The sequence below is a fragment of the Methylobacterium sp. Leaf100 genome (assembly GCF_001422845.1).
Taxonomy (GTDB): Bacteria; Pseudomonadota; Alphaproteobacteria; order Rhizobiales; family Beijerinckiaceae; genus Methylobacterium.
On record NZ_LMMW01000023.1, the window covers coordinates 169,418 to 193,518 of the forward strand.

General features: G+C 70.1%; 25 protein-coding genes. 11 read left to right on the forward strand and 14 right to left on the reverse strand.

The features are described 5' to 3' along the window. Nucleotides 1-31: 31 nt before the first annotated feature. Genes ASF25_RS13425 through ASF25_RS13435 form a run of 3 tightly spaced genes read left to right on the forward strand, consistent with a single transcriptional unit; the run spans nucleotide 32 to nucleotide 2,131 of the window. Nucleotides 32-718 (forward strand): c-type cytochrome, methanol metabolism-related, encoded by a 687-nt coding sequence (locus ASF25_RS13425; protein ID WP_200927299.1) that lies wholly within the window; start codon nucleotides 32-34, stop codon nucleotides 716-718. After that, on the forward strand, nucleotides 718-1,572 hold the full coding sequence (xoxJ, locus tag ASF25_RS13430) for a rare earth element methanol dehydrogenase accessory protein XoxJ (protein ID WP_056305146.1): 855 nt from the start codon (nucleotides 718-720) through the stop codon (nucleotides 1,570-1,572). The genes ASF25_RS13425 and xoxJ overlap by 1 nt, the downstream gene beginning before the upstream one ends. Nucleotide 1,573: 1 nt before the next feature. After that, nucleotides 1,574-2,131 carry a L,D-transpeptidase family protein gene (locus tag ASF25_RS13435; protein WP_056305148.1) on the forward strand — a complete coding sequence of 186 codons (558 nt, stop codon included), beginning with the start codon at nucleotides 1,574-1,576 and terminating at the stop codon, nucleotides 2,129-2,131. Here the strand turns inward: ASF25_RS13435 and folK are convergent, their stop codons facing one another. The 11 genes from folK to ASF25_RS13490 form a co-directional block, all read right to left on the reverse strand. Further along, complete coding sequence (folK, locus tag ASF25_RS13440; protein ID WP_056305150.1) at nucleotides 2,132-2,605, reverse strand: 2-amino-4-hydroxy-6-hydroxymethyldihydropteridine diphosphokinase; 474 nt, start codon at nucleotides 2,603-2,605, stop codon at nucleotides 2,132-2,134. After that, the gene (folB, locus tag ASF25_RS13445; protein ID WP_056305152.1) at nucleotides 2,602-2,994 is read right to left on the reverse strand and encodes a dihydroneopterin aldolase; all 393 of its coding nucleotides are present in this window, start codon (nucleotides 2,992-2,994) and stop codon (nucleotides 2,602-2,604) included. Before folB ends, folK begins: the two co-directional genes overlap by 4 nt. Beyond that, a complete protein-coding gene (folP, locus tag ASF25_RS13450; RefSeq protein WP_200927302.1) occupies nucleotides 2,991-3,764 on the reverse strand; it encodes a dihydropteroate synthase in 774 nt (257 codons plus the stop codon). The genes folB and folP overlap by 4 nt, the downstream gene beginning before the upstream one ends. A gap of 153 nt (nucleotides 3,765-3,917) precedes the next feature. Further along, nucleotides 3,918-5,804, reverse strand: a complete 1,887-nt coding sequence (locus tag ASF25_RS13455; protein ID WP_056261440.1) for a response regulator — start codon at nucleotides 5,802-5,804, stop codon at nucleotides 3,918-3,920. A 2-nt stretch (nucleotides 5,805-5,806) separates the two neighbouring features. Continuing rightward, nucleotides 5,807-7,510 carry a response regulator gene (locus ASF25_RS13460; protein ID WP_056175245.1) on the reverse strand — a complete coding sequence of 568 codons (1,704 nt, stop codon included), beginning with the start codon at nucleotides 7,508-7,510 and terminating at the stop codon, nucleotides 5,807-5,809. Beyond that, nucleotides 7,507-8,553 carry a chemotaxis-specific protein-glutamate methyltransferase CheB gene (cheB, locus tag ASF25_RS13465; protein ID WP_056175643.1) on the reverse strand — a complete coding sequence of 349 codons (1,047 nt, stop codon included), beginning with the start codon at nucleotides 8,551-8,553 and terminating at the stop codon, nucleotides 7,507-7,509. The genes ASF25_RS13460 and cheB overlap by 4 nt, the downstream gene beginning before the upstream one ends. A gap of 38 nt (nucleotides 8,554-8,591) precedes the next feature. Then, nucleotides 8,592-10,826 carry a response regulator gene (locus tag ASF25_RS13470; protein WP_056305153.1) on the reverse strand — a complete coding sequence of 745 codons (2,235 nt, stop codon included), beginning with the start codon at nucleotides 10,824-10,826 and terminating at the stop codon, nucleotides 8,592-8,594. Between the two features lie 193 nt (nucleotides 10,827-11,019). After that, nucleotides 11,020-12,690, reverse strand: a complete 1,671-nt coding sequence (locus ASF25_RS13475) for a methyl-accepting chemotaxis protein (RefSeq protein ID WP_056305155.1) — start codon at nucleotides 12,688-12,690, stop codon at nucleotides 11,020-11,022. 130 nt (nucleotides 12,691-12,820) lie between these two features. Further along, complete coding sequence (locus ASF25_RS13480) at nucleotides 12,821-13,375, reverse strand: chemotaxis protein CheW (protein WP_056305157.1); 555 nt, start codon at nucleotides 13,373-13,375, stop codon at nucleotides 12,821-12,823. Nucleotides 13,376-13,412: 37 nt separating this feature from the next. Then, nucleotides 13,413-14,918 (reverse strand): protein-glutamate O-methyltransferase CheR, encoded by a 1,506-nt coding sequence (locus tag ASF25_RS13485; RefSeq protein WP_056305159.1) that lies wholly within the window; start codon nucleotides 14,916-14,918, stop codon nucleotides 13,413-13,415. Further along, on the reverse strand, nucleotides 14,915-15,436 hold the full coding sequence (locus ASF25_RS13490; protein WP_056261426.1) for a chemotaxis protein CheW: 522 nt from the start codon (nucleotides 15,434-15,436) through the stop codon (nucleotides 14,915-14,917). Before ASF25_RS13490 ends, ASF25_RS13485 begins: the two co-directional genes overlap by 4 nt. A gap of 240 nt (nucleotides 15,437-15,676) precedes the next feature. Here ASF25_RS13490 and ASF25_RS13495 point away from each other — a divergent pair, with 240 nt between their 5' ends. Together ASF25_RS13495 and ASF25_RS13500 are read left to right on the forward strand one after the other, a co-directional pair. Beyond that, nucleotides 15,677-15,937 carry a PepSY domain-containing protein gene (locus tag ASF25_RS13495; RefSeq protein ID WP_056261423.1) on the forward strand — a complete coding sequence of 87 codons (261 nt, stop codon included), beginning with the start codon at nucleotides 15,677-15,679 and terminating at the stop codon, nucleotides 15,935-15,937. Between the two features lie 258 nt (nucleotides 15,938-16,195). After that, complete coding sequence (locus ASF25_RS13500) at nucleotides 16,196-17,971, forward strand: acetolactate synthase 3 large subunit (protein ID WP_056305161.1); 1,776 nt, start codon at nucleotides 16,196-16,198, stop codon at nucleotides 17,969-17,971. A 36-nt stretch (nucleotides 17,972-18,007) separates the two neighbouring features. Here ASF25_RS13500 and ASF25_RS13505 read toward each other — a convergent pair whose 3' ends face one another. Continuing rightward, a complete protein-coding gene (locus ASF25_RS13505) occupies nucleotides 18,008-18,898 on the reverse strand; it encodes a methyltransferase domain-containing protein (RefSeq protein ID WP_056305163.1) in 891 nt (296 codons plus the stop codon). Nucleotides 18,899-18,983: 85 nt separating this feature from the next. Between ASF25_RS13505 and ilvN the strand changes: the two genes are divergently transcribed. From ilvN to ASF25_RS13535, 6 genes are all read left to right on the forward strand, one after another. Beyond that, nucleotides 18,984-19,526: an acetolactate synthase small subunit gene (gene ilvN / locus ASF25_RS13510; protein ID WP_056175221.1), complete on the forward strand. Its 543-nt coding sequence runs from the start codon at nucleotides 18,984-18,986 to the stop codon at nucleotides 19,524-19,526. 54 nt (nucleotides 19,527-19,580) lie between these two features. Continuing rightward, nucleotides 19,581-19,820, forward strand: coding sequence for a hypothetical protein (locus ASF25_RS13515; protein WP_056305164.1), 240 nt, complete (start codon nucleotides 19,581-19,583; stop codon nucleotides 19,818-19,820). Beyond that, entirely contained in the window at nucleotides 19,801-20,166 is a 366-nt protein-coding gene (locus ASF25_RS13520; RefSeq protein ID WP_056305166.1) for a type II toxin-antitoxin system PemK/MazF family toxin, read from the forward strand. Before ASF25_RS13515 ends, ASF25_RS13520 begins: the two co-directional genes overlap by 20 nt. 22 nt (nucleotides 20,167-20,188) lie before the next feature. After that, the gene (locus ASF25_RS13525) at nucleotides 20,189-20,839 is read left to right on the forward strand and encodes a glutathione S-transferase N-terminal domain-containing protein (protein ID WP_056305278.1); all 651 of its coding nucleotides are present in this window, start codon (nucleotides 20,189-20,191) and stop codon (nucleotides 20,837-20,839) included. Between the two features lie 177 nt (nucleotides 20,840-21,016). Further along, nucleotides 21,017-22,036: a ketol-acid reductoisomerase gene (ilvC, locus tag ASF25_RS13530; protein WP_056175215.1), complete on the forward strand. Its 1,020-nt coding sequence runs from the start codon at nucleotides 21,017-21,019 to the stop codon at nucleotides 22,034-22,036. 223 nt (nucleotides 22,037-22,259) lie between these two features. Next, nucleotides 22,260-22,913 carry a pyridoxamine 5'-phosphate oxidase family protein gene (locus ASF25_RS13535; protein ID WP_056175212.1) on the forward strand — a complete coding sequence of 218 codons (654 nt, stop codon included), beginning with the start codon at nucleotides 22,260-22,262 and terminating at the stop codon, nucleotides 22,911-22,913. 142 nt (nucleotides 22,914-23,055) lie between these two features. Here ASF25_RS13535 and ASF25_RS13540 read toward each other — a convergent pair whose 3' ends face one another. Beyond that, nucleotides 23,056-23,427: a hypothetical protein gene (locus ASF25_RS13540; RefSeq protein WP_056305168.1), complete on the reverse strand. Its 372-nt coding sequence runs from the start codon at nucleotides 23,425-23,427 to the stop codon at nucleotides 23,056-23,058. After that, the gene (locus ASF25_RS13545) at nucleotides 23,408-24,088 is read right to left on the reverse strand and encodes a hypothetical protein (protein WP_056305169.1); all 681 of its coding nucleotides are present in this window, start codon (nucleotides 24,086-24,088) and stop codon (nucleotides 23,408-23,410) included. Before ASF25_RS13545 ends, ASF25_RS13540 begins: the two co-directional genes overlap by 20 nt. Nucleotides 24,089-24,101: the final 13 nt, after the last annotated feature.

Here is a 24,101-nt window from a genome sequence, read left to right on the forward strand (position 1 = left end):
CAATTCGAACATCGGTCGAACGGGCCGATGGATGCTCCTGGGAGAAACGTCGTTGCAGTACCAAAGCAAAGCCGCCATCCGTCCGCTCGTGGCCGCCCTCGTTCTCGCGCTCGCATCCACTGCCGCCGTCCAGGCGCAGGACGCCAAGCCGGCTGATGCCAAGACCACGAACGCCAAGACCGCGGACGCCAAGACCGCGGACGCCAAGCCCACCGATGCGGCCCTGGTCAACCAACTCGATCCCAATGCGCCCGAGAAGGACGCCAAGCTGCTCGACAAGTATCAGGCGGTAAAGGTCGAGGACGGCAAGTATTTCGACAAGGACGGCGCTCCGACCTATCACATCAGCAACGATGGCAAGAAGTTCGACTGGTACGCCTATTCCGGCTACCGCCGCTATCACGCCGAGTGCCACGTCTGCCACGGCCCCGACGCCATGGGCTCGACCTACGCGCCCGCCCTCAAGGACTCGCTCAAGCGCCTGTCGTACGAGGAGTTCATCGGCGTCATCGCCGGCGGCAAACAGGATGTCAGCGCGTCCGGCACCAACGTCATGCCTGCCTTCGGCGACAACAAGAACGTCATGTGCTACGCCGACGATCTCTACACCTACCTGAAGGCCCGTGCCTCCGGCGCCATGCCGCGCGTCCGCCCGACGGACAAGGAAGAGAAGCCCGAGGCCGCCAAGAAGGCCGAGAAGGAGTGCCTGGGCGGCTGATGACCCGCACAGGCTCGACCACCGGCCTCGTCCTCGCGCTCCTGCTCGCCGCAGCAGGGGCGCGACCCGCGTTGGCGCAATCGCTGCCCGACCTCGTCACCACGGACACCCTTCGGGTCTGTGGCGATCCGGGCAACATGCCGTTCTCCCAGCGCAAGGAGGACGGGTTCGAGAACCGCATCGCGGCGATCATCGCCGAGGAGCTGAAGGTCAAGGTCCGCTACTACTGGCTGACGCAGGGACCCGGCTTCGTGCGCAACACCCTGGGCACCGGCCTGTGCGACCTCATCATGGGGTCGGCGTCCGGCGGCGAACTCGTGCAACACACCAACCCGTACTATCGCTCGGCCTATACGCTGGTCACCCGAAAGGGCGACCTCGACGGGGTGACGCGCCTCGACGATGCGCGCCTCAAGGGCAAGGCCATCGGCGTCATCGGCGGCACGCCCCCGGTGAACCGCATGGGTGAACTCGGCCTCGTCAGCACCATGAAGGCCTACGCGCCCTACCAGCTCGACCCGGCGCGCAAACACCAGACCATCGCGGCCGAGGTGATCGCGGATCTCGCCGAGAAGCGGATCGACGCGGCGATCCTGTGGGGGCCGGCCGCCGGCTGGCTGGCGAAACAGAGCGGCGTGCCCATGGCGGTGGTGCCGCTGCTGGAAGAGCCCGACCGGCCACCGCTCACCTTCCGCATCGCCCTCGGCGTGCGGATGGAGGAGAACGACTGGAAGCGCAGCCTCAACACCATCCTGCGCAAGCGTCGCACCGACATCGAGAAGGTCCTGCGGGACTTCGACGTGCCGCTGCTGGAGGAAGAGGGCAACAAGCTCCTCGCCCCGGCATCCCCTTGAGATGACGGACGCACGTCCGCCCCGGACCCGGCGATGGTGGCTCGCCGCCGCCGTCGTGGGTCTCGGGACGGTCGCCGTCGTCGCAGACCGGCAGCAATGGACTCGCGTCGAGCCGGACCTCGTGCCGGTCTCGGACCGGGCCGACGCCGTCCTCGTCGAGAAGGCCGCGCGGCGCCTGACCCTCCTGCGGGAGGGACGGGTGCTCGCCACTTATCCGGTCTCCCTCGGCTTCGCGCCCGTCGGCCAGAAGGCCCGCGAGGGCGATGGGCGCACGCCGGAGGGGCTCTATGCGATCGCGTATCGCAACCCGCGCAGCGTCGCCTACCTGTCGCTCAAGGTGTCCTATCCGACGCCGGAGCAGGCGGCCGTGGCGGCGGCGGAGGGCCGGGAGCCCGGCGGCGATATCATGATCCACGGCCTGCTCAACGGCTTCTCGTGGTTCGGCCCCCTGCACCGCTTCGTCGACTGGACCAACGGCTGCGTCGGCGTGACCAATGGCGAGATGGTGGACATCTACGCCCGGGTCGATGTCGGCACGCCCGTTGAGATCCGTCCCTGATCAGACCGGCTCGATGCCCGCGGTGTCGAGCTTGGCGAGCGCCTGCGCCACGGTCTCGGGGCCGATGACCAGGTCGGGGGCGATCTCGGCCAGCGGCACGAGCACGAAGGCGCGCTCGCGGACGAACCGGTGCGGCAGGACCAAGCGGGCGTCGTCGATGGTGGCGCCGGCATAGTGCAGCACGTCGATGTCGATGACCCGCGGCCCCCAGCGGCGCTCGCGCACCCGGCCCATGGCGGTCTCGATGGCGAGGCCCGCCTCCAAGAGGTCGTGCGGCGACAGGCTCGTCTCCAGCCCCAGGGCCGCGTTGAGGAACCAGTCCTGATCGGTGTCGCCCCAGGGCGGGGTGCGGTAATCGGCCGAGCGCGCGGTGATGCGGATGCCCGGCGTCACGGCGAGGCGCGCCACCGCCTCGGCGAGGGTCGCGGCCTTGTCGCCGATGTTGGAGCCGAGGCCGAGATAGGCGGCGTTCACGACGCGTCTCCGGCCCGGTGGCGGACGATCTCGATGGCGACGCCCTCGATCACCGCCGGTACCGGCGCGCTCGGCTTTTCGACCCGCACGCTCACGGACCGGATGGGTTCGTGCGCCGACAGGATCTCGGCCGCGATGGCCTCGGCCAGGGCCTCGATGAGGGCGAAGCGCCGCTGGGTCGCGATCCGGATGACGATTTCGGTGAGGTCCGCGTAGCTCACCGTGTGGGCGACCTCGTCGGAGCGGCCCGCCGGCGCCAGGTCGAGGCGGCATTCGAGGGAGATGTAGAAGCGCTGGCCGAGGCGCGCCTCCTCCTCGAGGAGCCCGTGATAGGCGAAGACCGCGATGCGCTGGACGAGGATGCGGTCGCCGGGATGGGACAGGGTCATCGCTCCGGCCTCATCACGGCATCCACCACCCGGAGGGCATCGACATGGGGCGCGACGTCGTGGACGCGCACGATCCCGGCGCCGAGGGTCGCGGCCAGCACGTGGCTCGCCAGCGAGCCGAACAGGCGGTCGACGGGCTTCGTCTCGGTGTTGTGCAGGCGCCCCAGCAGGGACTTTCGCGAGACGCCGACGAGGACGGGAAAGCCGAGGGCGACGATCTCGGGCAGCCGCCGCAGGGCGTCCAGGTGCTGCTCCCAGCTCTTGCCGAAGCCGATGCCCGGATCGAGGACGATGTCGGCGTCGCGGATGCCGGCCTGCCGAGCGATGGCGAGGGAGCGCTCGAAGAAGCGCAGCATGTCGGCGACGATGTCGATCCCGGGCTCGATGGTCTCGCGGTTGTGCATCACCATCACGGGCGCGCCGTGATCGGCGGCGACGTGGGCGATGTCGGGCTCGCGCTGCAGGCCCCAGACGTCGTTGACGATGCGCGCACCCGCCTCCAGGGCGACGCGGGCGGTGGCGGCCTTGTAGGTGTCGACGGAGATCGGCACGGGCAGGCGGGACGCGAGGTCGCGGATCACCGGCAGGATGCGGGCCTGCTCCTCCTCGGCCGAGACGGGGGTATGCCCCGGCCGGGTCGATTCCCCGCCGATGTCGATCAGCGCTGCCCCCTCGGCCACCAGGGTCTCGGCCTGGGCGCGGGCGGGCCCGGGATCGGCGAAGCGCCCCCCGTCGGAGAACGAATCCGGCGTGACGTTTAGGATGCCCATCACGAGCACGCGTTGCCCGAGATCGGGCAGCAGGGTCTGCAGCTTCGAGGGAGGAGGGGGCACGGGGGCTCTGTCGGATGGGATGACGGTTCGGACTGCTTTGGCGCGATTACGCCCGGGGAGCAACGCCTGCCCGGCCGGTCTGCGTCGCCGTCAAGGCCCGGGGACGAGGAGGCGGGACACCTCGGCCGCGAGATCGCCGGATTCGAAGGGCTTGCGCAGCACCGGCAGGTCGGCCGGGATCGGGATCGCCTCGGCGTGACCCGTGAGGATGAGCACCGGCACGCCGGCCCATCGCGCGCGCACGATGGCGGCGAGTTCGACGCCGGTCATGCCCGGCATGGCCAGATCCGCCACCACGAGGTCGAAGCGGTCCCGTTCCAGCAGGGTCACGGCCGAGGGCCCGTCCGACGCCTCGCTCTCAGCGTAGCCGAAGGTGGCGAGGAACGAGGCCGTCACGTGACGCACCTCGGGGTCGTCGTCCACCACGAGGATGCGGGCGGCCTGGACGGGCGCCGCCGGGGCCGGCTCGGGTGCGGCCTCCCCCACGATCTCGGCCTCGGTGCGGGGCAGCAGCAGTTCGACGCGGGTGCCCTCGCCGACCTCGCTGGCGATGCGCAGGCGCCCAGCCGATTGCTGGGCGAGGCCGAACACCATGGCGAGGCCGAGCCCCGTGCCCTGGCCGACGGCCTTGGTGGTGAAGAACGGCTCGCACACCCGTTGCAGGATCGCCGGCGGGATGCCGGTGCCGGTGTCCGCAACCTCGATGGCGGCGTAGTCGCCATCCGGCAGGTCGGGATCGTCCCGCAGGGCCAAAATCCGGGTCGAGACGGTGATGCTCCCCCCCTCCGGCATGGCGTCGCGGCTGTTGATGCACAGGTTGAGCACCGCGAGTTCGAGCTGATCGGGATCGACCCGGGCGGCAGGTGCGGCCGGGTCGAGCCGCAGGGTCAGCCCCACGAGGCCGCCGAGGCTCCCCCCCAGCAACTCGCCCATGCCGGCGATGACGTGGTTGAGGTCGACGGCCCGGGGCCGGAGGTCGCGCGAGCGGCTGAAGCCGAGGAGACGCTTCGTCAGGGTCGCCCCGCGCTGGGCCGCCTGCGTCGCGTTGGTGACGAGGCGCAGCACGCGGGGCTGGTCCGCGATCTTGGGGGTCGCGAGTTCGAGGCTGCCGAGAATCGCCGTGAGGAGGTTGTTGAAGTCGTGGGCGATGCCGCCCGCGAGGGTGCCCAGCGCCTGCATCTTGTCCGACTGGCGCAGGCGCGCTTCGAGAAGCCGGTGCTCGGTCACGTCGCGCTCGATGGTGGCGAGATGCACCACCGCGCCCGAGGCGCCGCGGATCGGCACCCGGGCGACGTGGCTCCAGCGCTCCGCCCCCTCCGGCCCCTCGGTGATCTCGGTCTCCGTCGGCCGGCCCGCCGCGATGGCCTGGGCGTCGGCCTCCGCCGCCCCGTCGGTTTCGGTGCCGGCGTGGTCCGTGCTCGCGGGGTCGTCCCGGAGCGCCGCCTCCGTGCGCCCGAGGCACTCGGCGGTCGTTCGCCCGAGGCGCTCGGCCTTGCGGGCATTGAGGCGGACGAACCGGCCCTGTCCGTCCTTGAACGAGATCGCATCCTCGGAGTGATCCAGGAGGCCCATGAGCAGGGCGCGCTCCGTGGCGAGTTCGCGCCCGAGGCGGTGGCGCTCGTAGGCCTGGCGCACGGCGCCGCGCAGGAGATCGGCGTCCCAGGGCTTGGTGGCGTAGCCGGTGATGCCGCCCTGGTTGAGGGCACTGATGACGGCGCTCATGTCGGCGTAGCCCGTGAGCAGGATCGCCTGGGCGTCGTGCAGGCCGCGGGCCTGGGCCAGCATGGCGTCGCCGGTCATCCCCGGCATGCGCTGGTCCGACACGATGACGGCGATGTCGGGCTCGGCCGCCAGGATCTCCAGGGCCTCGGCCGGACGGCTGGTGGTCAGGACCCGGTACTCGTCCTCGAACAGGTCCTCGAGGGCGATGAGGATGTCGGGTTCGTCGTCGACGGCGAGGATCGTAGCTTTGGACATGCTCACCGCGCCTGCCGGGGGATGCCGATGATGAAACAGGCTCCGCCGCCCGGGGCGGCCTCGACCGTGAGCGTGCCGCTATGCGCCTGTACCACCGAGTAGGCAATCGCGAGACCGAGGCCGGTGCCCGCGCCGACAGGTTTCGTCGTGAAGAACGGCTCGAAGATCCGCTCGCGCAATGGTTCGGGAATGCCCGGCCCGGTATCCGAGATGCGGATCTCGTCGATCTCGTCGGTACTGGCGGTGAGGATCGTGATGGTGCCGGCCTCCGGCATGGCATCGGCGGCGTTGCCGAGGATGTTCATCACCACCTGGTTGAGGAGCGCCGGGGTGCAGTGGATTTCCGGCCGGCCGGAAAAGTCGCGCACCACCCCGATCCGGTCGCCGAGCTTGTGCTGGATCAGGGCCAGCACCGTCTCGATGGCGTCGGGCACGTTGACGAGGGCGCGCTCGCCCTCGTCGAGGCGCGAGAATTTTCTCAGATTCAGGACGAGGTCCTGGATCCGGGTCAGGCCCATCCGCATGGCGCCGACGCGGTCGCCGCACTTCTTCAGGAGGCGCGGGGCGTCGGCGGGGGCGGGGTCCGCGACGACCTCGTTCAGCAGGCGCTCCACGGTGCCCTGGTGGGCGAGGATGAAGGCAAGCGGGTTGTTGATCTCGTGGGCGATGCCGGCGACGAGTTCGCCCAGCGAGGCCATCTTGGCGGCCTGCACCAGCTTGGCCTGGGCATCCGTGAGCTTGCGGTTGGCGGTGGCGAGATCCGAATTCGCCTGCTCCAGGGCACCCGCGAGGGCGGCGCGGGCCTCCGCCGCCTCGGCCTCGGCCCGGGCCCGTTCCAGGGCGCGTTCGCGGGCGCCGAACTCGCCGGCGATGCGACGGTTGTCCTCCTCCAGGAGCTTGCGCCGCACCAGGCTGCGCACCCGCATCACCAGCACGTCGCCGTCGACCTTGGACACCACGTCGTCGGCACCGGCCGCGAAGGCCTGGACGAGGAAATCCTTGGCCGGCGTGCTGCCCGCGATGCCGACCACGTGGAAGGTGGGCGTGCCGGCCTCGCGGGCGGCGATGTCGGCGGCCCGGCGGGCGTCGACGGCCCGGCAGAGGCCGAGGCCGTCATAGGCGGTGCCGAGGAGATCGATGGTGACGCAGTCGAAGGCAGCGCCGTCGGCGTCGAGGGCGGCGAGGGTGGCCTCGGCGGTGTCGGCGACGCTGACGAGATGGCCCTCGTGGGCCAGCAGCCCGGCGAGGAAGGTGCGGTAGGTGGCGCTTCCGTCGACGACGAGGACGCGCCCGCGCCGGAACCCCGAGGCGCCGGGCGCCTCCGAGCCGCCGCCCAGGCGCTCGCGCAGGAGGGCGCGGATGCGCAGGATCAGGATGTCGCGGTCGGCGGATTTGGCCACGTAGGCGTCGGCGCCGCTCTCCAGGCCCTGGCGCTCGCCGTCGCGCGCCCCCGTCAGCATGAGAAGCGGGAGGGCGCGGGTGCGCAGGGACAGGCGGAGCTGGCGGGCGAACTCGTCGCCGTTCATGCCGGGCAGGTGGTGGTCGGCCACCACGAGGTCGGGCAGGCGGGTGTTGAGGTGGTCGAGGGCCGCTTCCGCCGTGGCGCAGCGCTCGACGGAGAAGCCGTGCCCTTCGAGCAGCAGCCGCAATTCGAGGGCCTGGGTCTCGGAATCCTCGACGAGCAGAAGGCGGGCCGGCTCGCTCACGGCATGCCCCCCCCAGCGACGATCCTGGCGAGATGGGAAGCCACCCGGTCCAGCGGCAGCACCGTGCCGGCGCCTCCCATGCGGATCGCGGCGGCCGGCATGCCGAACACAACCGCGGTGCTCTCGTCCTCCGCGATGGTGGCGCCCCCGGCACGGCGCATGTCGAGGAGCCCAACGGCGCCGTCCTCGCCCATGCCGGTCAGCAGCACGCCGACCCCGCGCGGACCGGCATGGCGGGCGAGGGAGCGGAACAGGGCGGTGGCGGCCGGGCGCTGCCCGCCCACGGGGTCGGCGTCGGTCAGGCGCAGGCCCCCGCCGGGCGCCAGTTCGAGGTGGCGGTCGCCGGGCGCGACGTAGACCCGGCCGGGGGCCGCGCGCTCGCCGTCGCGCGCCACGGCGACGGGCAGGGCGACGACGCCGTTCAGCCAGGCGGCGAAGCCTTCCATGAAGGCCGCACCCATGTGCTGGACCACGAGGACCGGCAGGGGGAAATCTTCGGGCAGCGCCCCGATGACCCGGGCGAGGGCCGGAGGGCCGCCCGTGGACGCCGCGATGGCGACCACGCTCGGTGCCTCGGACGCGATGGCGGGGATCAGGGCACGCAGGTCGCGGGGCCGGCCCGCCCATTCCGCACCGATGGGCCGGCGGCGGATCACCGGCACGGCGGCCATGATGCGCAGCTGCGTGCAGATCTCCGTGGCCACGGTCTCGTAGCCCGCATGGGTGGTGGCCACCGGCTTCTCCACCACCGAGAGGGCGCCGGCCCGCAGGGCGTTCATGGAGATGCGCAGGGACGAATCCTCGATGGCGTCGGCCACCACCACGATGGGCGTCGGCCGCTCGGCCATGATCCGGCGGGTGGTCTCCAGGCCGTCGATGCCCGGCAGGCGGATGTCCATGGAAATGACGTCGGGCCGGGCGGACGCGAGGGTGGCGAGCGCCTCCTCGCCCGAGGCGACGGCGGCCACGACCTCGAGGCGCGGATCGCGCCCGACGATGTGGATGAGGAGCTGGCGCACGACGAGGGAATCCTCGACGAGCATCACCCGCACGCGGGGCGCGTCGGGGGTCGCGGGTCCGGTCACAGCAATTGCCCGATGGTCTCGAGGAGACGGCGCTGGTCGAAGCTCTGCTTGGTCAGGTAGGCGTCGGCCCCAAGGTCGAGGCCGCGCGCCACGTCCTCGGGATCGCCCCGCGAGGTCATCAGGATGACCGGCAGGCGCGCGACGGATTCCTCCGCCCGGATGGCCTTCAGCAGGCCGAACCCGTCGAGGCGCGGCATCTCGACATCGGCCAGCACCAGCCGGATGGGCTCGATCCCGGCGCGCAGGCGCTCGATGGCGTCCTGCCCGTCGACGCAGACGACGACGCGGTAACCGGCCGCTTCCAAGATGCCCTTCTCCAGGGTGCGGGTGGTGATGGAATCGTCGACGACCAGGATGGTCGCCGGGGTGGCGGCGATGTTGTTCGCGAGGTTGTTCGAACGTGAGGCCGAACCGATCGTTCCGCGCTCCGCCCCGGGGAGGAGCGCGGCATCCGGTCCGGCCTGAAATCCGGCCTCCGCCGCCCGGGCGACGAGGCCGTCCGGTTCGAGGACGAGGACGGGGCGGTCGCCCAGGATCACCGTGCCGGAGACGAGGCGCGGGTCGGCGCCGATGGGCGGCGCCGGCAGGACGAGGTGGGTGCGGACCTCGCGCAGGGTCTCGACGACGAGGACCACGCGCCGCCCCCCGGCCCGCAGGACGACGGCGGCCCCCGCCTCGGGCGGCCGGCCGCCGGGACGACCGAGCAGATCGGCCAGCGCCAGGACCGGCAGGGTGGCGCCTGCGCCGCCCTCCGACACGACCCGGAGGACCGGCCGGCCCATGGCCCGGTCGAGGTCGCGCGGATCGAACCGGATCACCCGCTCCACGGCGGCGCTCGGCACGGCGTAGGTCGCCTGCCCCGCCTCGACGAGGAGCATCGCGCGCCGCGCCGCCTGCAGGGGCAGGGTCATGGCGAGCTCCGTGCCCCAGGGCGCCCGGGGACTCAGGCGGACCTGGCCGCCGAGGCGGCGGACGGCGTCGGCCACCACGGACAGGCCGATGCCGCGCCCCGACAGGGTGTCGACCTCGGCCGCCGTCGAGAGCCCCGCCTCGAACACCAGGGCGAGGAGTGCCTCGGGATCGTCCTCCGTCGCCGCCAGCCCCCGCCGCCGCGCGGCCTCGGCGATGGCGCGCAGATCCGGCCCGCGCCCGTCGTCGTGGACCGTGACGACGAGGCGCCCGGTCCGGACGGCGACGTCGAGGCCGATGGCGAGGGCCGGCGGCTTGCCGCTGCGGGCGCGCGCCTCCGGGGCTTCGGCCCCGTGGCTCAGGGCGTTGCGCAGGGCATGCAGCACCGGGTCCTTGAGGGCCTGGAGCATCGAGCGCTCCACCGGAAGATCGAGGCCGGTGGTCTGGACGGCGATCTCCTGCCCGCCCTCGCGGGCGAGTTCGCGCAGGGCGCGGGGAAACCCGCCGAACACCGTCTCGGCCGGCATCAGGGCGAGGCGCTCGGCGTGCTCGGCCACCCGGGCCGCGGCCGCCTCGACGGCGGAGGCGACGGTGAGGCGCACCCGCGACAGGTGGGCGGCCTCGCGGGCCAGGGCGAGCAGACCGGTCTCGAGGTCGCGCAGGGACGTCGCGGCCGTCGCCGTCCCGCGCAACCGCTCGGCCATGAGGCCGAGGTCGCCCGCCCGCCGGGTCAATCGGGCGAGCCCCTCGGCCAGGACCACCTCGCCCCCGAGGGCACTCGCGAGCTCGTGACTCGCCCGGGTCAGGGCATCGATGGCCTCGGCCGGGACGCGCAGCAGCGCGCCGGCCTCGGGCGCCGGCTCGGGCGCGGTCGGCGCAGGGGCGGCGGGTGGAACGGCCGGCGGCGCTTCGGCCGACCGGAGCGCCGGATCCGGCGCGGCTGCCACGGGGGATCCGGGGTCGAGGCAGCGGTCGAGGGCCTGCAGCGCATCGTCCGGCATCGGCGCGCCGACCCCGTCGGTAAGGCCGCCGACATAGGCCTCGATCCGGTCGAGCGCGAGCTGGACCGCGGCCTCCGCCCCCCGGTCGAGGGTGCCGCCGCCTTCGACGATGCGGTCGAACAGGGTCTCCAACCGATGGGCCACGGCCTCCACCGCCGGCAGGTCGACGGCCCGCGACGCCCCCTTCAGGCTGTGCGCCCGGCGGAACACGTCGTTCCAGTCGCGGGACTCCGCCGCCCCGGCCAGGGCCGCGCGGATGGCGTCGATATGCTCGCGATGTTCGACCTCGAAGGCCGCGAGGAGGAGTTGGCGAATGTCCATCCGGTTCGGCTCGCCGCTCAGGCCCGCTTCCGCAGGTGCGAACGCACGTGCGGAAGCGGGCCCGGGCCCTTCGGGAAGCGGATTCGTTTCATGGCCTCGGCCTCCCGCGTCTCAGAGTGCCTCACAAAACTCCCGGTCATCATCGGTTCTCGCCTCGAATACGGCGTTGCAGCGGGAGTTTTGTGAGAGACACTCAGTGCCGGTAGCGCTCGGCCAGGGTCATCAGGGCCTGGGCCAACTCGGTGAGATTGGCCGAGGCGGCCTCGACCTCGCGGGTGCCGGCCGCCGTCTGCTGGCTCGCCTGGCGGATGTTCTGGAGGGCGCCCATCACCTGCTCGATGCCGAGCTGCTGCTGGTTGGTCGAGGCGACGATCTGCTGGAAGGTCTGGACGCTCTCCTCGACCCTCGCGGTGATCTCCTCGATGGTCCGCTGGGTGGTGTCCGAGCGGGCCTTGCCGGCGGCGGCGCGCTTGACCGCCTCCTCGGTCAGCATCACCGAGGTGTTGATGCCGCGCTGGATCTCGCCCAGGATCGTGCGGACCTGCCCCGTCGCCGCCTTGGCCTGATCGGCGAGCAGCTTCATCTCCGAGGCGACGACGGCGAAGCTCCGCCCGCTGTCGCCCGCCGCCGCCGCCTCGATGGCGGCGTTCAGCGCCAGGAGATGGGTGCGCTCCGAGATGTCGTTGACGGTGGTGATGATGTCGCCGATGGCCTGGGTCTTCTCGGACAGGGCGACGATGTTGCCCGCCACCGCCTCGGCCTGCTCGCGGATCGCCTCCATGGCCTTGGCGGTGTCGGCCACCGCGCGCAGGCCCGCCCGCGAGGTCTGGGCGGTGGATTGCGCCGTGGCGATGACCTCGCCGGCGCGCTTGCCGATCTGGGCGCCCGAATGGGTGATCTCGTCGACGGTGGCGGCGGTCTCCTGGACGGCGGCGAACTGCTCCTCGACGGAGGCCGCCTGCTCCTGGGCCGAGGCGCGGATCTCCGCCGCCGCCGCGTTGAGATCCGCAGTCGCGGCGCGGTTGGTGCGCGCCAGATCGGCGAGCCCCGCCACCATGCCGTTGAGGGTGCGCCCGAGCCGGGCGATCTCGTCGTCGCCCTTCGTCGCCAGGGTGCCGGACAGGTCGCCGCCGCCGACGCGTTCGGCGAATTGCATCACGTCCTCCAAGGGCTTGACCACGCCCCGCCGGATGAGGGCGGTGATGAGAATGCTGAGCAGCACGCTGGTGGCCAGGGTCAGGATGACGGACCACAGGCTGCGGTCGTAGATTTCCGCGGCGCGCTGCTGGCCGGCGGCGATCCCGGCGTCGAGGGCCTCGCGGGTGCGCTCGATGTCGGCCAGGAGCACCTCCTGCATCCGGTTGATCGGCTCGTTGCGCGCCTCGATGGCCTCGGCGTCCCTGGCCGCGATGGCGGTGAATTGCGGCTCGCTGACCGCGCGCAACTGCCGGAAGTCGCCGGCCGCCGCCTCGGCGGTCTCGGCGAGTTTCTTCCAGGCCGCGGCGCGCGCCGGAGCCGGCGCCGTGGCGGAATACCCGTTGGCCGTCCGGACCACCTCGCCGAAGAGCGCATCGGCCTCCTGGCCCATGCGCCGCCAGGTCTCGACGATCTGGATCAGCTCCGCCTCCGGGCGGTTGCGCATGAGCGCCGCCATCACGGCGTTGCGCCGCAAGAGCCCCATGTCGCGGGCCTTGTTGCCGAGGTCGTCGAGCTGGCGCGCCACCGTCAGGTCCCGCTTGACGATGGTGTTCATGTTGTCGCGCACGGCGCTGATCTGGTCGAGGGCGTAGAGGCCCAGCGCCACGATCACCACGGTGATGGCGACGAAGCCGAGGAGGATGCGTTTTCCGATGGAGATCGACACAGGCTGGCTCAAGGCTCCACGAAACCGACGCACACCGGGCAGGTGGCGCCGGAGTGCCTTCCGGAACGCCCGATCACCGTCGGCTCTCGTTCCGAGCGCGACGGTGCGGCGGGCGTTCTCCGAGGGACACTCAGGACAGGTAGCGCCTGAGGAGGCGCGGCAGATCGACGGCGACGAAGCCGTCGCCCCCATGGGTTCCCGCCGGGGCATAGCCCGAAACCGCCCCGGGACCCAATCCCGCGACGGCCGGATCGAGGAGGCTTTCGGTGGCGTTCGGAAGGTCCGGGTCGGACGGCGCGATGGCGACGACGCCTTCCACCCGGTCCACGGCCAGGGCCACGGCCGCCGCACCACCGCGCAGGACCACGATATGACCGGCTCCGGGCTCGGCGGCACCGGGGCGTCCCAGCGCACGCGCAAGCCCGAGCAGGCTCACCACCCGGCCCGACAGGGCGACGACGCCGAGGAGGGCATCGGGCGCGTCCGGCACCGCCGTGACGGGGCGAGCGGGCAGGACCTGGGCGACCTGGGCGAGGGGCAGGCCGTAGCGATCCTCGCCGCACGCGCACACGAGGAACGAGCGCAGGGTCACCCGCTGCCCCGCGGCCCGATCCCGTCCCGCGAGGGCGCGCGTGCGGGCCTCCCGCAGGGCCCGTCGGCGGGCGGCTTCGGCGGCTCCGTTCATGGGGTGGCGTTGATGGCGGACGTTCTTGGGATGGCCTTCATTCGGCAAGATCCTCCAGGGTGGAACGCGCAAGGGCCGCGCTCTGCGCCAGTTCCCGCGGGCCGATCCCGTCCGCTTCGGCCAGATGCGCCACGGCCGGCAGGGTCTCGCCGAGGCGGATGGCATTGTCGAGGAACCGGCAGCCCTCCGCCGGCCGCGTCATGGCGATCAGAAGCAGGCCGAGCTGATAATGCGCCATGACGAAGCCGGGATCGAGGTAGAGAGCCCGTCGCAGCGCCGCTTCGGCCTCCGCGTCGCGCCCGAGGGTCCGGGCGAGGAGCCCATCGTAATAGTGCAGGACCGCCGCCATCGGAGCGGCACGAAGGGCCGCCCGGACCCTGCGCCAAGCCTGGCCGGTCTCGCCGGCATCGCTCAGGGTGCGGATCCGAGTGAGATCGTCGTCGAGGGTCTCCGGTGGAGCGGTGTCGTTCCGAGGACGGGCGTCCCGCCCCGCCCCGTCCGCATCTGCCCCCACCTCCAGCGTCCCACCGGTCGGGCAGACCGGCAACGGGTCCGCCACGCTCCGAAGATCGGTTGCGCTCGCCCCTTCGCCGATCCAGGGAAGGGTGGGTTCCCACGGGGCGGAGGGGACGGGCGGCTGCACCATCACCGGCTCGCCGGCCCCCCGGGGGCGGTAGGCCACGGTGCCGGGCAGGTTCACCGGTTCGAGGGTCTGGGCGAAGGCGGGATTGGGCTCGGCGTGGCCGATGAGAAGCCAACCGTCCGGCAGCAGGCGCCGCCCGAGACCGCGCACGATCCCCAGCACGATTTCGGCCTCGAAGTAGATCAGCACGTTGCGGCACAGGATCAGATCGAAGTCGGCGAGGTGCGGCGGCGCGGTGCCGTCGACGAGCTCCATCAGGTTGCGGCGCTCGAAGCGGACCATCCTGCGGTAGTCGGTGCGCAGGGTGTAGGTTCCCTCCCGGCCCGGACCGGGCAGGACCGGACCGGACGTGAAGTAGCGCAGCCGCTCCTCGGGCGGCAGGGTTCGAAGGGCCCAGCGGCCGTAGAGGCCGGCCCGCGCCGTCGCCAGGGCCGCGGTGCTGATGTCGCTGCCGGTGATGGCGATGCGCCAATCGGGCAGGGCGGGCCCGAGGAGCTCGTGGAGGAGAATCGCGAGGGAATACGGCTCGGCCCCCGTCGAGCAGCCGGCGCTCCAGATCTTCAGGGAACGCTCATGCGCCCGCGCCGCGATCAGGCCGGGCAGAATGGTGCCGCGCAGGGCGGCGAACTGCTCGGCGTAGCGGAAGAAGAAGGTCTCGCCGATGGTGATCTCGGCCTCGAGGGCCGCCCATTCGGCCTCGCCCAGGGCCCTGTCGTTCAACAGAGCCGCGTAGGCGGCGCAGTCGGGCAGGCCGTTGGCCTTGAACCGCTTGCGCAGGCGATCCAGCAGGAGGTCGTCCTTGTCGGCGTAGTAGTGGTGGCCGGTTCGCGCGATGATCCGAGCCTTGAGGGCCGGGAAGGCCGGGTCGGATTGCGGGCCGAACCGGTCGGGCCGCTTCATGCAGGGATCCGCCCGAATGCGGCGAGGCGTCCGGCCGCGGCGCGGGTGAGGTCGTCCAGGCGCTGGCGCTCTTCGGCGGTGAGCAGACGGGCCAGGTCCAGGACATGCACCATGCGGTCGCCGAGGGTGATCTCGGCCGTGACGCAGCCGTTGAGGGTGCGGGTCTCGGCCACGGGCTGGATCGCCGTGCTCGGAACGACGACGAGATCCTCGACCCGATCCACCAGGAAGGCCGCGGTCGCGTCCGCCGCGAGGACGAGGTGGCTATAGGGGTCGTCCGCTTCCGCGCCGTCCCGGGCCGGGAGGCCGAGGAGACGGGCGAGATCGACCACCGGCACAGGCACGCCGCCGAGGTCGAGGAAGCCCGCCAGTGGACCGCCCGTCGCCGGGGGTGCATGCAGGTCCGGCAGAGGCAGCACCTCGCGCACGGAGGTCCGCACCAGGGCGCAGGGACTTCCGGCGACGTCGAGGAGGAGCAGGGCCGTTGTGGTCGACAGGGAATTTTCCGATGATGGCATCGCGGGCGGGGCGAGGTTCGACGCGCTGGCATTCAGCACGTCTCAGATAGGACGGCCAGGGCCGGGCGGGCAAACACTTCAGGCCCAAGGTCGTGTGTTTTCGAGGTCCCCATGCCCCCGAACGCCACCGGCCTGGAGCCGCGCTCTTTTCCGCCGAACCGGCATCCACTTCGGCGGAGAGCGCCCTAGATGGATCGTGCGTCGGACGGGGACGCGCTCCCACACAGGACAGGATCTCGCATGCGACGGTTGACGCGCCTCACCCTCATGGTGACCCTCGCCCTCGGCCCCCGCGTCGCCTTCGCGGAGACGCCTGGTGCGGATTGGCTCACGCCGGCACAGACCAAGCAGGCCCTGAAGGCCGCCGGCTATTCGGAGATCATCAAACTAGAAGCCGACGATGGCCATTGGGACGGCGAGGGCATCAAGAACGGGCGCCGGATGAAGTTCGATGCCGATCCGAGGACCGGCGCCGTCCTGGGCGAAGTTCCCGCCGAGTAGATCCGCGTTGACCCTGAGGGGCGGATCGGCTACGACACGCGACACGAAATTCGATCCGCCGGTTTGGCGGGTGAAGAGATCAGACGGTCATTCCGATGCGTGCCATCCTCATCGTAACGAAAGCGCCACCGACGGGGCGGTCCTGATACCAGGGACCGCGATCCGGATGGTGGCGCATGCAGGGTCCTTCGGGGCCCTTTTTTGTTGCCGCGACGAGAGACGACACGGATTTCAGAACAGAGTTCGAGGAGCAGGACGATGGGCGGCGAGGTCATGACTGGGGCCGAAATGGTCATCCGGGCGTTTCAGGATCAGGGTGTCGACACCCTGTTCGGATATCCCGGCGGCGCGGTGCTGCCGATCTACGACGCGCTCTACCATCAGGACACCCTGAAGCACGTTCTCGTGCGCCACGAGCAGGGCGCGGTCCACGCGGCGGAAGGTTACGCACGCTCGTCCGGCAAGGTCGGGTGCGTCCTCGTCACCTCGGGACCGGGCGCCACCAACATCATCACCGGCCTCACCGACGCCCTGCTCGACTCGATCCCGCTGGTCTGCATCACCGGACAGGTGCCGACGCACCTCATCGGCACCGATGCGTTCCAGGAGTGCGACACGGTTGGCATCACGCGCCACTGCACGAAGCACAACTATCTGGTCAAATCCATCGCCGACCTGCCGCGCATCCTGCACGAAGCGTTCTACGTCGCCTCGCACGGGCGGCCGGGCCCCGTCGTCGTCGATCTGCCGAAGGACATCCAGTTCGCCAGCGGACTCTACGAGCGTCCGACCCAGAACGGCCACAAGACCTACAAGCCGGCGTTCAAGGGTGACGCAGGCCAGATCCAGGCGGCCGTCGAGCTGATGGCGAACGCGCGCCGGCCGATCCTCTATACCGGCGGCGGCGTCATCAACGCCGGCCCGCACGCCTCGACCCTGCTGCGCGAACTCGCGGCCGAGACCGGATTTCCCGTGACCTCGACCCTGATGGGTCTCGGTGCCTTCCCGGCCTCGGACGAGAACTTCCTCGGCATGCTCGGCATGCACGGGACCTACGAGGCCAACCTCGCCATGCACGAGTGCGACGTGATGGTCTGCGTCGGTGCCCGCTTCGACGACCGGATCACCGGGCGCCTGGATGCGTTCTCGCCGTTCTCCAAGAAGATCCACATCGACATCGATGCCTCCTCGATCAACAAGGTCGTCAAAGTCGATGTCGGGATCGTCGGCGATTGCGGCTCGGTGCTGGAAGACATGCTCGCCGCCTGGAAGGCCCTGCCGACCCGGCCGGACCCGGAGCGCTTCGACGCCTGGATGGGCAAGATCCGCACCTGGAAGGCGCGCGACTGCCTCGCCTACTGGCCGTCGGGCACGATCATCAAGCCGCAATACGCTGTCCAGCGCCTCTACGAGGCCTGCAAGGGCCGCGAGACCTACGTCACCACCGAGGTCGGCCAGCACCAGATGTGGGCGGCGCAGTACTTCAAGTTCGAGGAGCCGAACCGCTGGATGACCTCGGGCGGCCTTGGCACCATGGGCTACGGCCTGCCCGCCGCCATCGGGACGCAGCTCGCCCATCCGGACGGGCTCGTCATCGACATCGCCGGCGAGGCGTCGATCCTGATGAACATCCAGGAGATGTCCACGGCGGTGCAGTATCGCCTGCCGGTCAAGATCTTCATCCTGAACAACGAGTACATGGGCATGGTGCGCCAGTGGCAGGAGCTGCTGCACGGCTCGCGCTACTCGCAGAGCTACTCCGAGAGCCTGCCGGACTTCGTCAAGCTGGCGGAAGCCTACGGGGCCAAGGGCATCCGCTGCGAGAAGCCCGGCGACCTCGACGCGGCGATCCAGGAGATGCTGGACTACGACGGCCCGGTGATCTTCGACTGCGTCGTCGACAAGAAGGAAAACTGCTTCCCCATGATCCCGTCGGGCAAGGCGCACAACGAGATGATCCTGTCGGATTACCTCGGTGAGACCGGCGCCGAGATCGGCGACATCATCTCGGAAGAGGGCAAGATGCTGGTCTGACCCGCATCCCGCCGGGCGTCTCCCGTGCCCCGTTCCCTAGCGCGGGACGCCGAGGCGGCGCGCGTTGGACAGGCGGCTGCGCCAGCCCGGCGCGGCCGGACGCGGAGCCGGCCGGTCGGACCGAGAGGTGAACGCCGCTCGCTTGGCCGGGGCGAGTCCTTCGCATTTGCGAAGCAGCGCGAAGAACTCGATCTCGCCGGGCTGCGTCGGCGTGAACTCGGCGAAGGCGAACGGCACCAGACCGATGGCGATCACCTCGCCGAGGACGGACACGAAGCTGTCGGGGGTGAAGACACTGCAATGCACATCGATCGTGCCGCCCGCCTCGTGGATACGCCGCGCATGCTCCAGGCCGGCCTCGGGCCCGTGTCCCGTGAACAGGGGGAAGCGGGTCTCGCGTCCCGCCCAGACGGCCTTGGCATCCACCTGCACCGCGCGGGAAAAATGCTCGTAGACCTGGGCCGGGCTCGGGCCCGTGGGGCGGGTGAGGGAGGCGCCGACGAGGTCGCCGACGGTGGTGAGCGTGCGGCCGCGATCGAAGGTGAAGCGCATATCCGGGACGGCCAGAAACAGGAGGCCATCCTCGTGCAGGGCCTCGGCGCAATCCCTCAGCCAACCGACGGGGTCGGGCAGATGCTCGATGACGTGCGAGGCGACGATGTAGTCCACGGGACCACGGTCTCCGAGGGCTTGGGCGAGGGTCTGGCGGTCGAGGACGAGATCGACCTCCACCAGGGCGCCGCGGGCCCGCGGGCCGGCGGCGGCATGGCCGGCGTATTTCCGGGCGAGGTCGTCCGTCGAAAGATGGTCGGCGTAGAGGATGTCGCCGTCGCCGCGGTGCACGAGGGGCCGGTCGAGGGGACCGAGTTCGACGCCGGTCCGGCCGTGGGGCCTCACGGCGGCGAGCGTGCGCTGGCGACTGTCCATGGCGGCGCGGTATCATGACGTCTGGAACGGGTCCAGCATGGACCCGGATGGGCGAAGAAGCGAAGAGTTGGAACTGGGGCAAGCCATGAATGCGATGAACACCCACTACCCCGACGCCGGCCGGGTCGAGCCCATCAACCGGCACACCCTCGCGGTCATCGTCGACAACGAGCCCGGCGTGCTCGCCCGCATCTCGGGCATGTTCTCGGGTCGCGGCTACAACATCGAGAGCCTGACCGTCTCGGAGACCGAGGTCGCGCGCCACATCTCGCGCATCACCATCGTCACCACGGGCACCGATGCGGTGATCCAGCAGATCAAGTCACAGCTCGACCGCCTCGTCCCCGTGCACCGCGTGGTCGACCTGACGCTTCAGGGCCAGTCCCTCGAGCGCGAACTCTGCCTCGTGAAGGTGGCCGGGACCGGCGAGCACCGCACGGAATCCCTGACCCTCGCGGCCGCCTTCGGGGCCAAGACCCTCGACGCGACCCTGAATTCCTTCGTGTTCGAGGTCACCGGCACCACCGAGGAAATCGACCGCTTCATTGGCCTGATGACGGTGATCGGGCTCGTCGAGATTTCGCGCACGGGCATCGCCGCCATGGGACGTGGGTCGGAGGCGATGTGAGGCTTTTCTCTCGACGGTGGTACTGTCCTGCCTCCGGAGGAAGGGGCTCTCGTCATGAAGGCCAAGCTCAACCGGACAGGGGATGAGTTCGTGATCCGGATTCCCGCGAAGGTGGGTCGCGAGAACGGATTGAGCGATGGGCAGATCGTAGAGATCAGCCCACGCGGCCGTGTCCCCACACTCGACGAGATGTTGGCGGAGATGGATCGTCTCGGCCCGAATAATCGGCCGGAGCTCGTTGATTGGGGGCCGGACGTCGGCACGGAGATCATCCATGACGATTGGAGCCGCTGAGGCGGCCCTGCCGGATGCCCGGGATCTCGTCTGGGTTGACCTGTGCCCGACTCTGGGCCGCGAGCAATCCGGTGTGCGGCCGGCGCTCTTTCTCACCAACCGGGGCTTCCACCAGCGAAACGCCACCGCGATCATCTGTGCGGCGACGTCGAATGTGGCTCCCTGGCCGACCAAAGTCATCCTGCCGGACGGACTCGCCGTGAGCGGCGCCGTGTTGTGCGATCAGATCCGTCGCGTGGATCGCACGATGCGTGGCTTCCGACCGATAGGGAAAGTCCCCGCGGATGTCCTGAAGGATGTCCGAGGCACAGTCGCAAACCTTCTTGGTCTGCACCTCGATCTCTGAATGCGTGGAAACGAAGATCGGCATGACCACCCTATACTACGCCCCCGGCGCCTGCTCGCTGGCCTCGCACATCGCCCTGGAGGAGACCGGCACGCCGTTCGAGACCGTTCGGCTCGATCTGGCCAAGGGCGATCAGCGTGCGGCGGAGTACCTCGCCGTCAACGAGCGCGGGCGCGTGCCGGCTCTCGTGCAAGGGGGCTTGCAGGAGGGCTGGGTGCTGACCGAGAACACGGCGATCCTGCGCCACGTCGCGCGCCTCCATCCGGAGGCGGGCCTATGGCCGGAGGATTCGCGCGATCAGGCACGCGCCGACGAGTGGCTCGCATGGCTCTCGACGAACCATCACATCGCCTATGCCCATGTCCGGCGGCCGGAGCGCTACACCGCCGACGAGGACGCGTTTCCGGCCATCGCGGCCAAGGGCGCGGATACCTGCGGCGACCTCTTCACCATGACGGACGTTCGGCTCGCCAACGGCGGCTGGGCCTTGGGGCACCGCTACAGCGTGGTCGATCCCTACCTGCTGCTGTTCTGGACCTGGGGCCGTGGCCCGGCCCTCGGCTTCGACATGGCGGAGCGCTTTCCCCACTGGACGGCGCATGCCCGCGCCATGGCGGCGCGCCCCGCCGTGCGGGCCGTCTTTGCCCGCGAAGGTCTGCGCCTGCCCGCGTAAAGAGCTGCGCCTGCCCGCGTAAGGCCCGTAGAACGCCGCTCGGATGACGATTCCCCTTTCGTCAAGGGAATCGTCTCGCTAAAAGCTGCCCGGATCGCACGGCCGCGCGGATGCTGTTTCAGATGAGGGCGCCGGAGCGCACTCATGCTCAATCGAGAGAAAAGAGAAGGTACCGCCATGCGGGTCTATTACGATCGTGACGCCGACCTGAACCTGATCAAGGGCAAGAAGGTCGTCATCGTCGGCTACGGCAGCCAGGGCCATGCCCACGCGCTCAACCTGCGCGATTCCGGCGTGCAGGGCATCGTCATCGCGCTGCGCGAGGGCTCGGCCACCGCCAAGAAGGCGGAGCACGAGGGCTTCACGGTGATGAACGTCGCCGATGCCGCCAAACAGGCCGACGTCGTCATGATGCTCACTCCCGACGAGTTGCAGGGCGACATCTACAAGGAGTCCCTGGAGCCGAACATGAAGCAGGGCGCCGCCCTCCTGTTCGCCCACGGCCTCAACGTGCACTTCAACCTCATCGAGCCGCGCAAGGACCTCGACGTGCTCATGGTCGCCCCGAAGGGCCCCGGCCACACCGTGCGCGGCGAGTACCTCAAGGGCGGCGGCGTGCCGACCCTGATCGCCATCGCGCAGGACGCCTCGGGCAACGCCCACGACCTCGGCCTGTCCTACGCCTCGGCCAATGGCGGCGGCCGCGCCGGCATCATCGAGACCACCTTCAAGGAAGAGTGCGAGACCGACCTGTTCGGCGAGCAGGCCGTGCTCTGCGGCGGCCTCGTCGAGCTGATCAAGGCCGGCTTCGAGACCCTGGTCGAGGGCGGCTACGCCCCCGAGATGGCCTATTTCGAGTGCCTCCACGAAGTGAAGCTCATCGTCGACCTCATCTACGAGGGCGGCATCGCCAACATGAACTACTCGATCTCGAACACCGCCGAGTACGGCGAGTACGTCACCGGCCCGCGCATCGTGACGCCGGAGACCAAGGCCGAGATGAAGCGCGTCCTCAACGACATCCAGTCGGGCAAGTTCACCCGCGACTGGATGCTGGAGAACAAGGTCGGCCAGACCTCGTTCAAGGCCACCCGCGCCAAGCTCGCCGCCCACCCCATCGAGGAAGTCGGCGCCAAGCTGCGCGGCATGATGCCGTGGATTTCCGAGAAGGCCCTCGTCGACAAGGCCAAGAACTGATTCTTTTCGGGATGGCGCAGCCGTGCTCTGCTCGGCTGCGCCCCAAGGATGAAGCCGGCGTCGCGACAGCGGCGCCGGCTTTTTCATACGCGAACCGCAGCCCGCAGCGCGCTCACGTGGGCGCGACCGGGACGCCCCGCCTGTTGTACTCGGGCAGGTTATTCGCGATCATGCTCCGCAACGGTCGCCCGACTTGAGAGCGGCCGACACACGGAGGACACCCATGGCATCGCTCTACTACGACGCGCATCGCGCGCTTCAGGAAGAGTACAACACCGTCAAGCTCGCCGAGCGCCTCGACACCGGCTGGGTGCATGACGGGATCGGCAAGGACGAGGCCGCCTTCATCAACAGCCGGGACATGTTCTTCCTGTCCACCGTCGATCCGGACGGCATGCCCACCGTTTCCTACAAGGGCGGCAGCCCTGGCTTCGTGAAGGTGCTGGACGACAACACCCTCGTCTTCCCGGGCTTCGACGGAAACGGCATGTGGTACTCGATGGGCAACATCGAGGGTCAGTCCAAGGTCGGCCTGCTGTTCATCGACTTCGAGACCCCGCATCGGGTCCGCGTCCAGGGTCATGCCCGGATGCTGCGCGACGATCCCCTGATGGCCGAGTACACCGAGGCCAAGTATCTCGTGCGGGTCGAGGTCACCAAGGCGTGGGTCAACTGCCCGCGCTACATCCACAAGTACCAGAAGGTGGCACAGAACAAGTACGTGCCGACGCCCGACAAGGAGACGCCGCTGGCCCTCTGGAAGCGCCTCGACATGGTGGCCGACGTGATCCCCGAGGAAGACAAGGCGCGCGTCGCCAAGGAAGGCCAGATCGAGCTGCCGGAATACGAAGCCCGGGTGGCGCGCGGCGAGAGCTGAACCATTCAGGAGAACGCCCCGTGGACCGACCGGTAGCAGTCCACGGGGCGTATCGGGGGGCAGGCTCGCGTTAATGCCCGGGACGGCGGCGATCCTTCCCCATGGATGGCGTCGGGTCCGGGCGTTCCTGCCGTGTGGATCGTCAGGCGCCGCCGCGGTAGCAGCGGATCTCGGCCTCGGCCTGCGCCCGGCGGAGCTCGGCGACCTTGTCGTCGAAAACCTTGGTCGACTTGAACTCGTTGGCGCGCTGACCGATGCCCTGACGCATGGACAGCACGGTGCTGGCCTGGACGTAACGGTCGTAGGGCAGGATCGACGCCAGGGCATCGAGGGAGCACGAGCAGCGCGACAGGGATTCGCGGGACTGCCCGTTCGCCGCCATGCAGCCGAAGATGTAATCGGCCCGGGTCTCGGTCGGATAGTCGTTCTCCAACTCCGCCGCCTGCAACGGACCGGCGAGGCCGGCGACGAGAAGGGCGGGGAGGGCGAGACGCTCAACCAGCGTTCGGAACATAGGCCAGGTTCTCTTCCAGGAGTTCGCCACCCTCGGCGTTCTTCGACTGCGCCTCGATGGAGACGAGTTCGCCGGGTACGGAATCGGACGTCACGAAAGTATAGCGGATGTTCTCCATCCCGCGCATGCGCTCCTTCATCCGATCGTCCAGAAAGGGCTGCGTCTCGATGCGCCAAGCGGACACCGTCCGCCCCTTGTAGTCGATGGTGGTCGGCGTCACCGTCGCGTTGTCGCGAAGCCCCTTGCGGATGGCATTCTTGATGTAGCGGGGGTTGGCCGAAAGCACCCGTGCCATGTCGATGAGGTGATGCTCCAGGAACAGGGTCATCACGGGGTTGCCCGGCATGTTCTCGAACGGGCCGGCGGGAAAGCGGTTGGCACCCGAGAACATCTCGACCCGGATATCACGGCTGTCCGCGCTCTTTCCGGCCTCGACGCCCAGCTTGATCGTATCGTCCAGGGGCGGCCCGAACGGGCCCTTCGAGATCCCGCTGCGGCGGATGTAGCCGTAGGTGAGCTTCGTGCCGGGGGGCACGTTCTGCATCTGCGGCCGCTCGAACAGCAGGTCGGAGGCGTTCGGAGCGCCCGTGCTGGCCTTGGCGACGGCCGGAGCCTCGGTCGGGGGCGTGCTCTGGGCCAGGGCGGCAGTGGCCGTCAGCATCAGCAGTGCGGCA

Excerpts from the sequence above, each read along its gene's own strand:
- ASF25_RS13435 (WP_056305148.1), top strand. The coding sequence starts at position 1,574 with ATGACGGACGCACGTCCGCCCCGGACCCGGCGATGGTGGCTCGCCGCC.
- ASF25_RS13500 (WP_056305161.1), top strand. The coding sequence starts at position 16,196 with ATGGGCGGCGAGGTCATGACTGGGGCCGAAATGGTCATCCGGGCGTTT.
- ASF25_RS13480 (WP_056305157.1), bottom strand. The coding sequence starts at position 13,375 with ATGAACGGAGCCGCCGAAGCCGCCCGCCGACGGGCCCTGCGGGAGGCC.
- ASF25_RS13540 (WP_056305168.1), bottom strand. The coding sequence starts at position 23,427 with ATGTTCCGAACGCTGGTTGAGCGTCTCGCCCTCCCCGCCCTTCTCGTC.
- ASF25_RS13505 (WP_056305163.1), bottom strand. The coding sequence starts at position 18,898 with ATGGACAGTCGCCAGCGCACGCTCGCCGCCGTGAGGCCCCACGGCCGG.
- ASF25_RS13470 (WP_056305153.1), bottom strand. The coding sequence starts at position 10,826 with ATGGACATTCGCCAACTCCTCCTCGCGGCCTTCGAGGTCGAACATCGC.
- ilvC (WP_056175215.1), top strand. The coding sequence starts at position 21,017 with ATGCGGGTCTATTACGATCGTGACGCCGACCTGAACCTGATCAAGGGC.
- ASF25_RS13495 (WP_056261423.1), top strand. The coding sequence starts at position 15,677 with ATGCGACGGTTGACGCGCCTCACCCTCATGGTGACCCTCGCCCTCGGC.
- ASF25_RS13520 (WP_056305166.1), top strand. The coding sequence starts at position 19,801 with ATGACGATTGGAGCCGCTGAGGCGGCCCTGCCGGATGCCCGGGATCTC.
- cheB (WP_056175643.1), bottom strand. The coding sequence starts at position 8,553 with ATGCTCGTCGAGGATTCCCTCGTCGTGCGCCAGCTCCTCATCCACATC.
- ASF25_RS13425 (WP_200927299.1), top strand. The coding sequence starts at position 32 with ATGCTCCTGGGAGAAACGTCGTTGCAGTACCAAAGCAAAGCCGCCATC.
- ASF25_RS13525 (WP_056305278.1), top strand. The coding sequence starts at position 20,189 with ATGACCACCCTATACTACGCCCCCGGCGCCTGCTCGCTGGCCTCGCAC.
- ASF25_RS13455 (WP_056261440.1), bottom strand. The coding sequence starts at position 5,804 with ATGTCCAAAGCTACGATCCTCGCCGTCGACGACGAACCCGACATCCTC.
- ASF25_RS13485 (WP_056305159.1), bottom strand. The coding sequence starts at position 14,918 with ATGAAGCGGCCCGACCGGTTCGGCCCGCAATCCGACCCGGCCTTCCCG.
- folB (WP_056305152.1), bottom strand. The coding sequence starts at position 2,994 with ATGACCCTGTCCCATCCCGGCGACCGCATCCTCGTCCAGCGCATCGCG.
- ASF25_RS13490 (WP_056261426.1), bottom strand. The coding sequence starts at position 15,436 with ATGCCATCATCGGAAAATTCCCTGTCGACCACAACGGCCCTGCTCCTC.
- folP (WP_200927302.1), bottom strand. The coding sequence starts at position 3,764 with ATGGGCATCCTAAACGTCACGCCGGATTCGTTCTCCGACGGGGGGCGC.
- xoxJ (WP_056305146.1), top strand. The coding sequence starts at position 718 with ATGACCCGCACAGGCTCGACCACCGGCCTCGTCCTCGCGCTCCTGCTC.
- ASF25_RS13515 (WP_056305164.1), top strand. The coding sequence starts at position 19,581 with ATGAAGGCCAAGCTCAACCGGACAGGGGATGAGTTCGTGATCCGGATT.
- ASF25_RS13535 (WP_056175212.1), top strand. The coding sequence starts at position 22,260 with ATGGCATCGCTCTACTACGACGCGCATCGCGCGCTTCAGGAAGAGTAC.
- ASF25_RS13545 (WP_056305169.1), bottom strand. The coding sequence starts at position 24,088 with ATGCTGACGGCCACTGCCGCCCTGGCCCAGAGCACGCCCCCGACCGAG.
- ilvN (WP_056175221.1), top strand. The coding sequence starts at position 18,984 with ATGAATGCGATGAACACCCACTACCCCGACGCCGGCCGGGTCGAGCCC.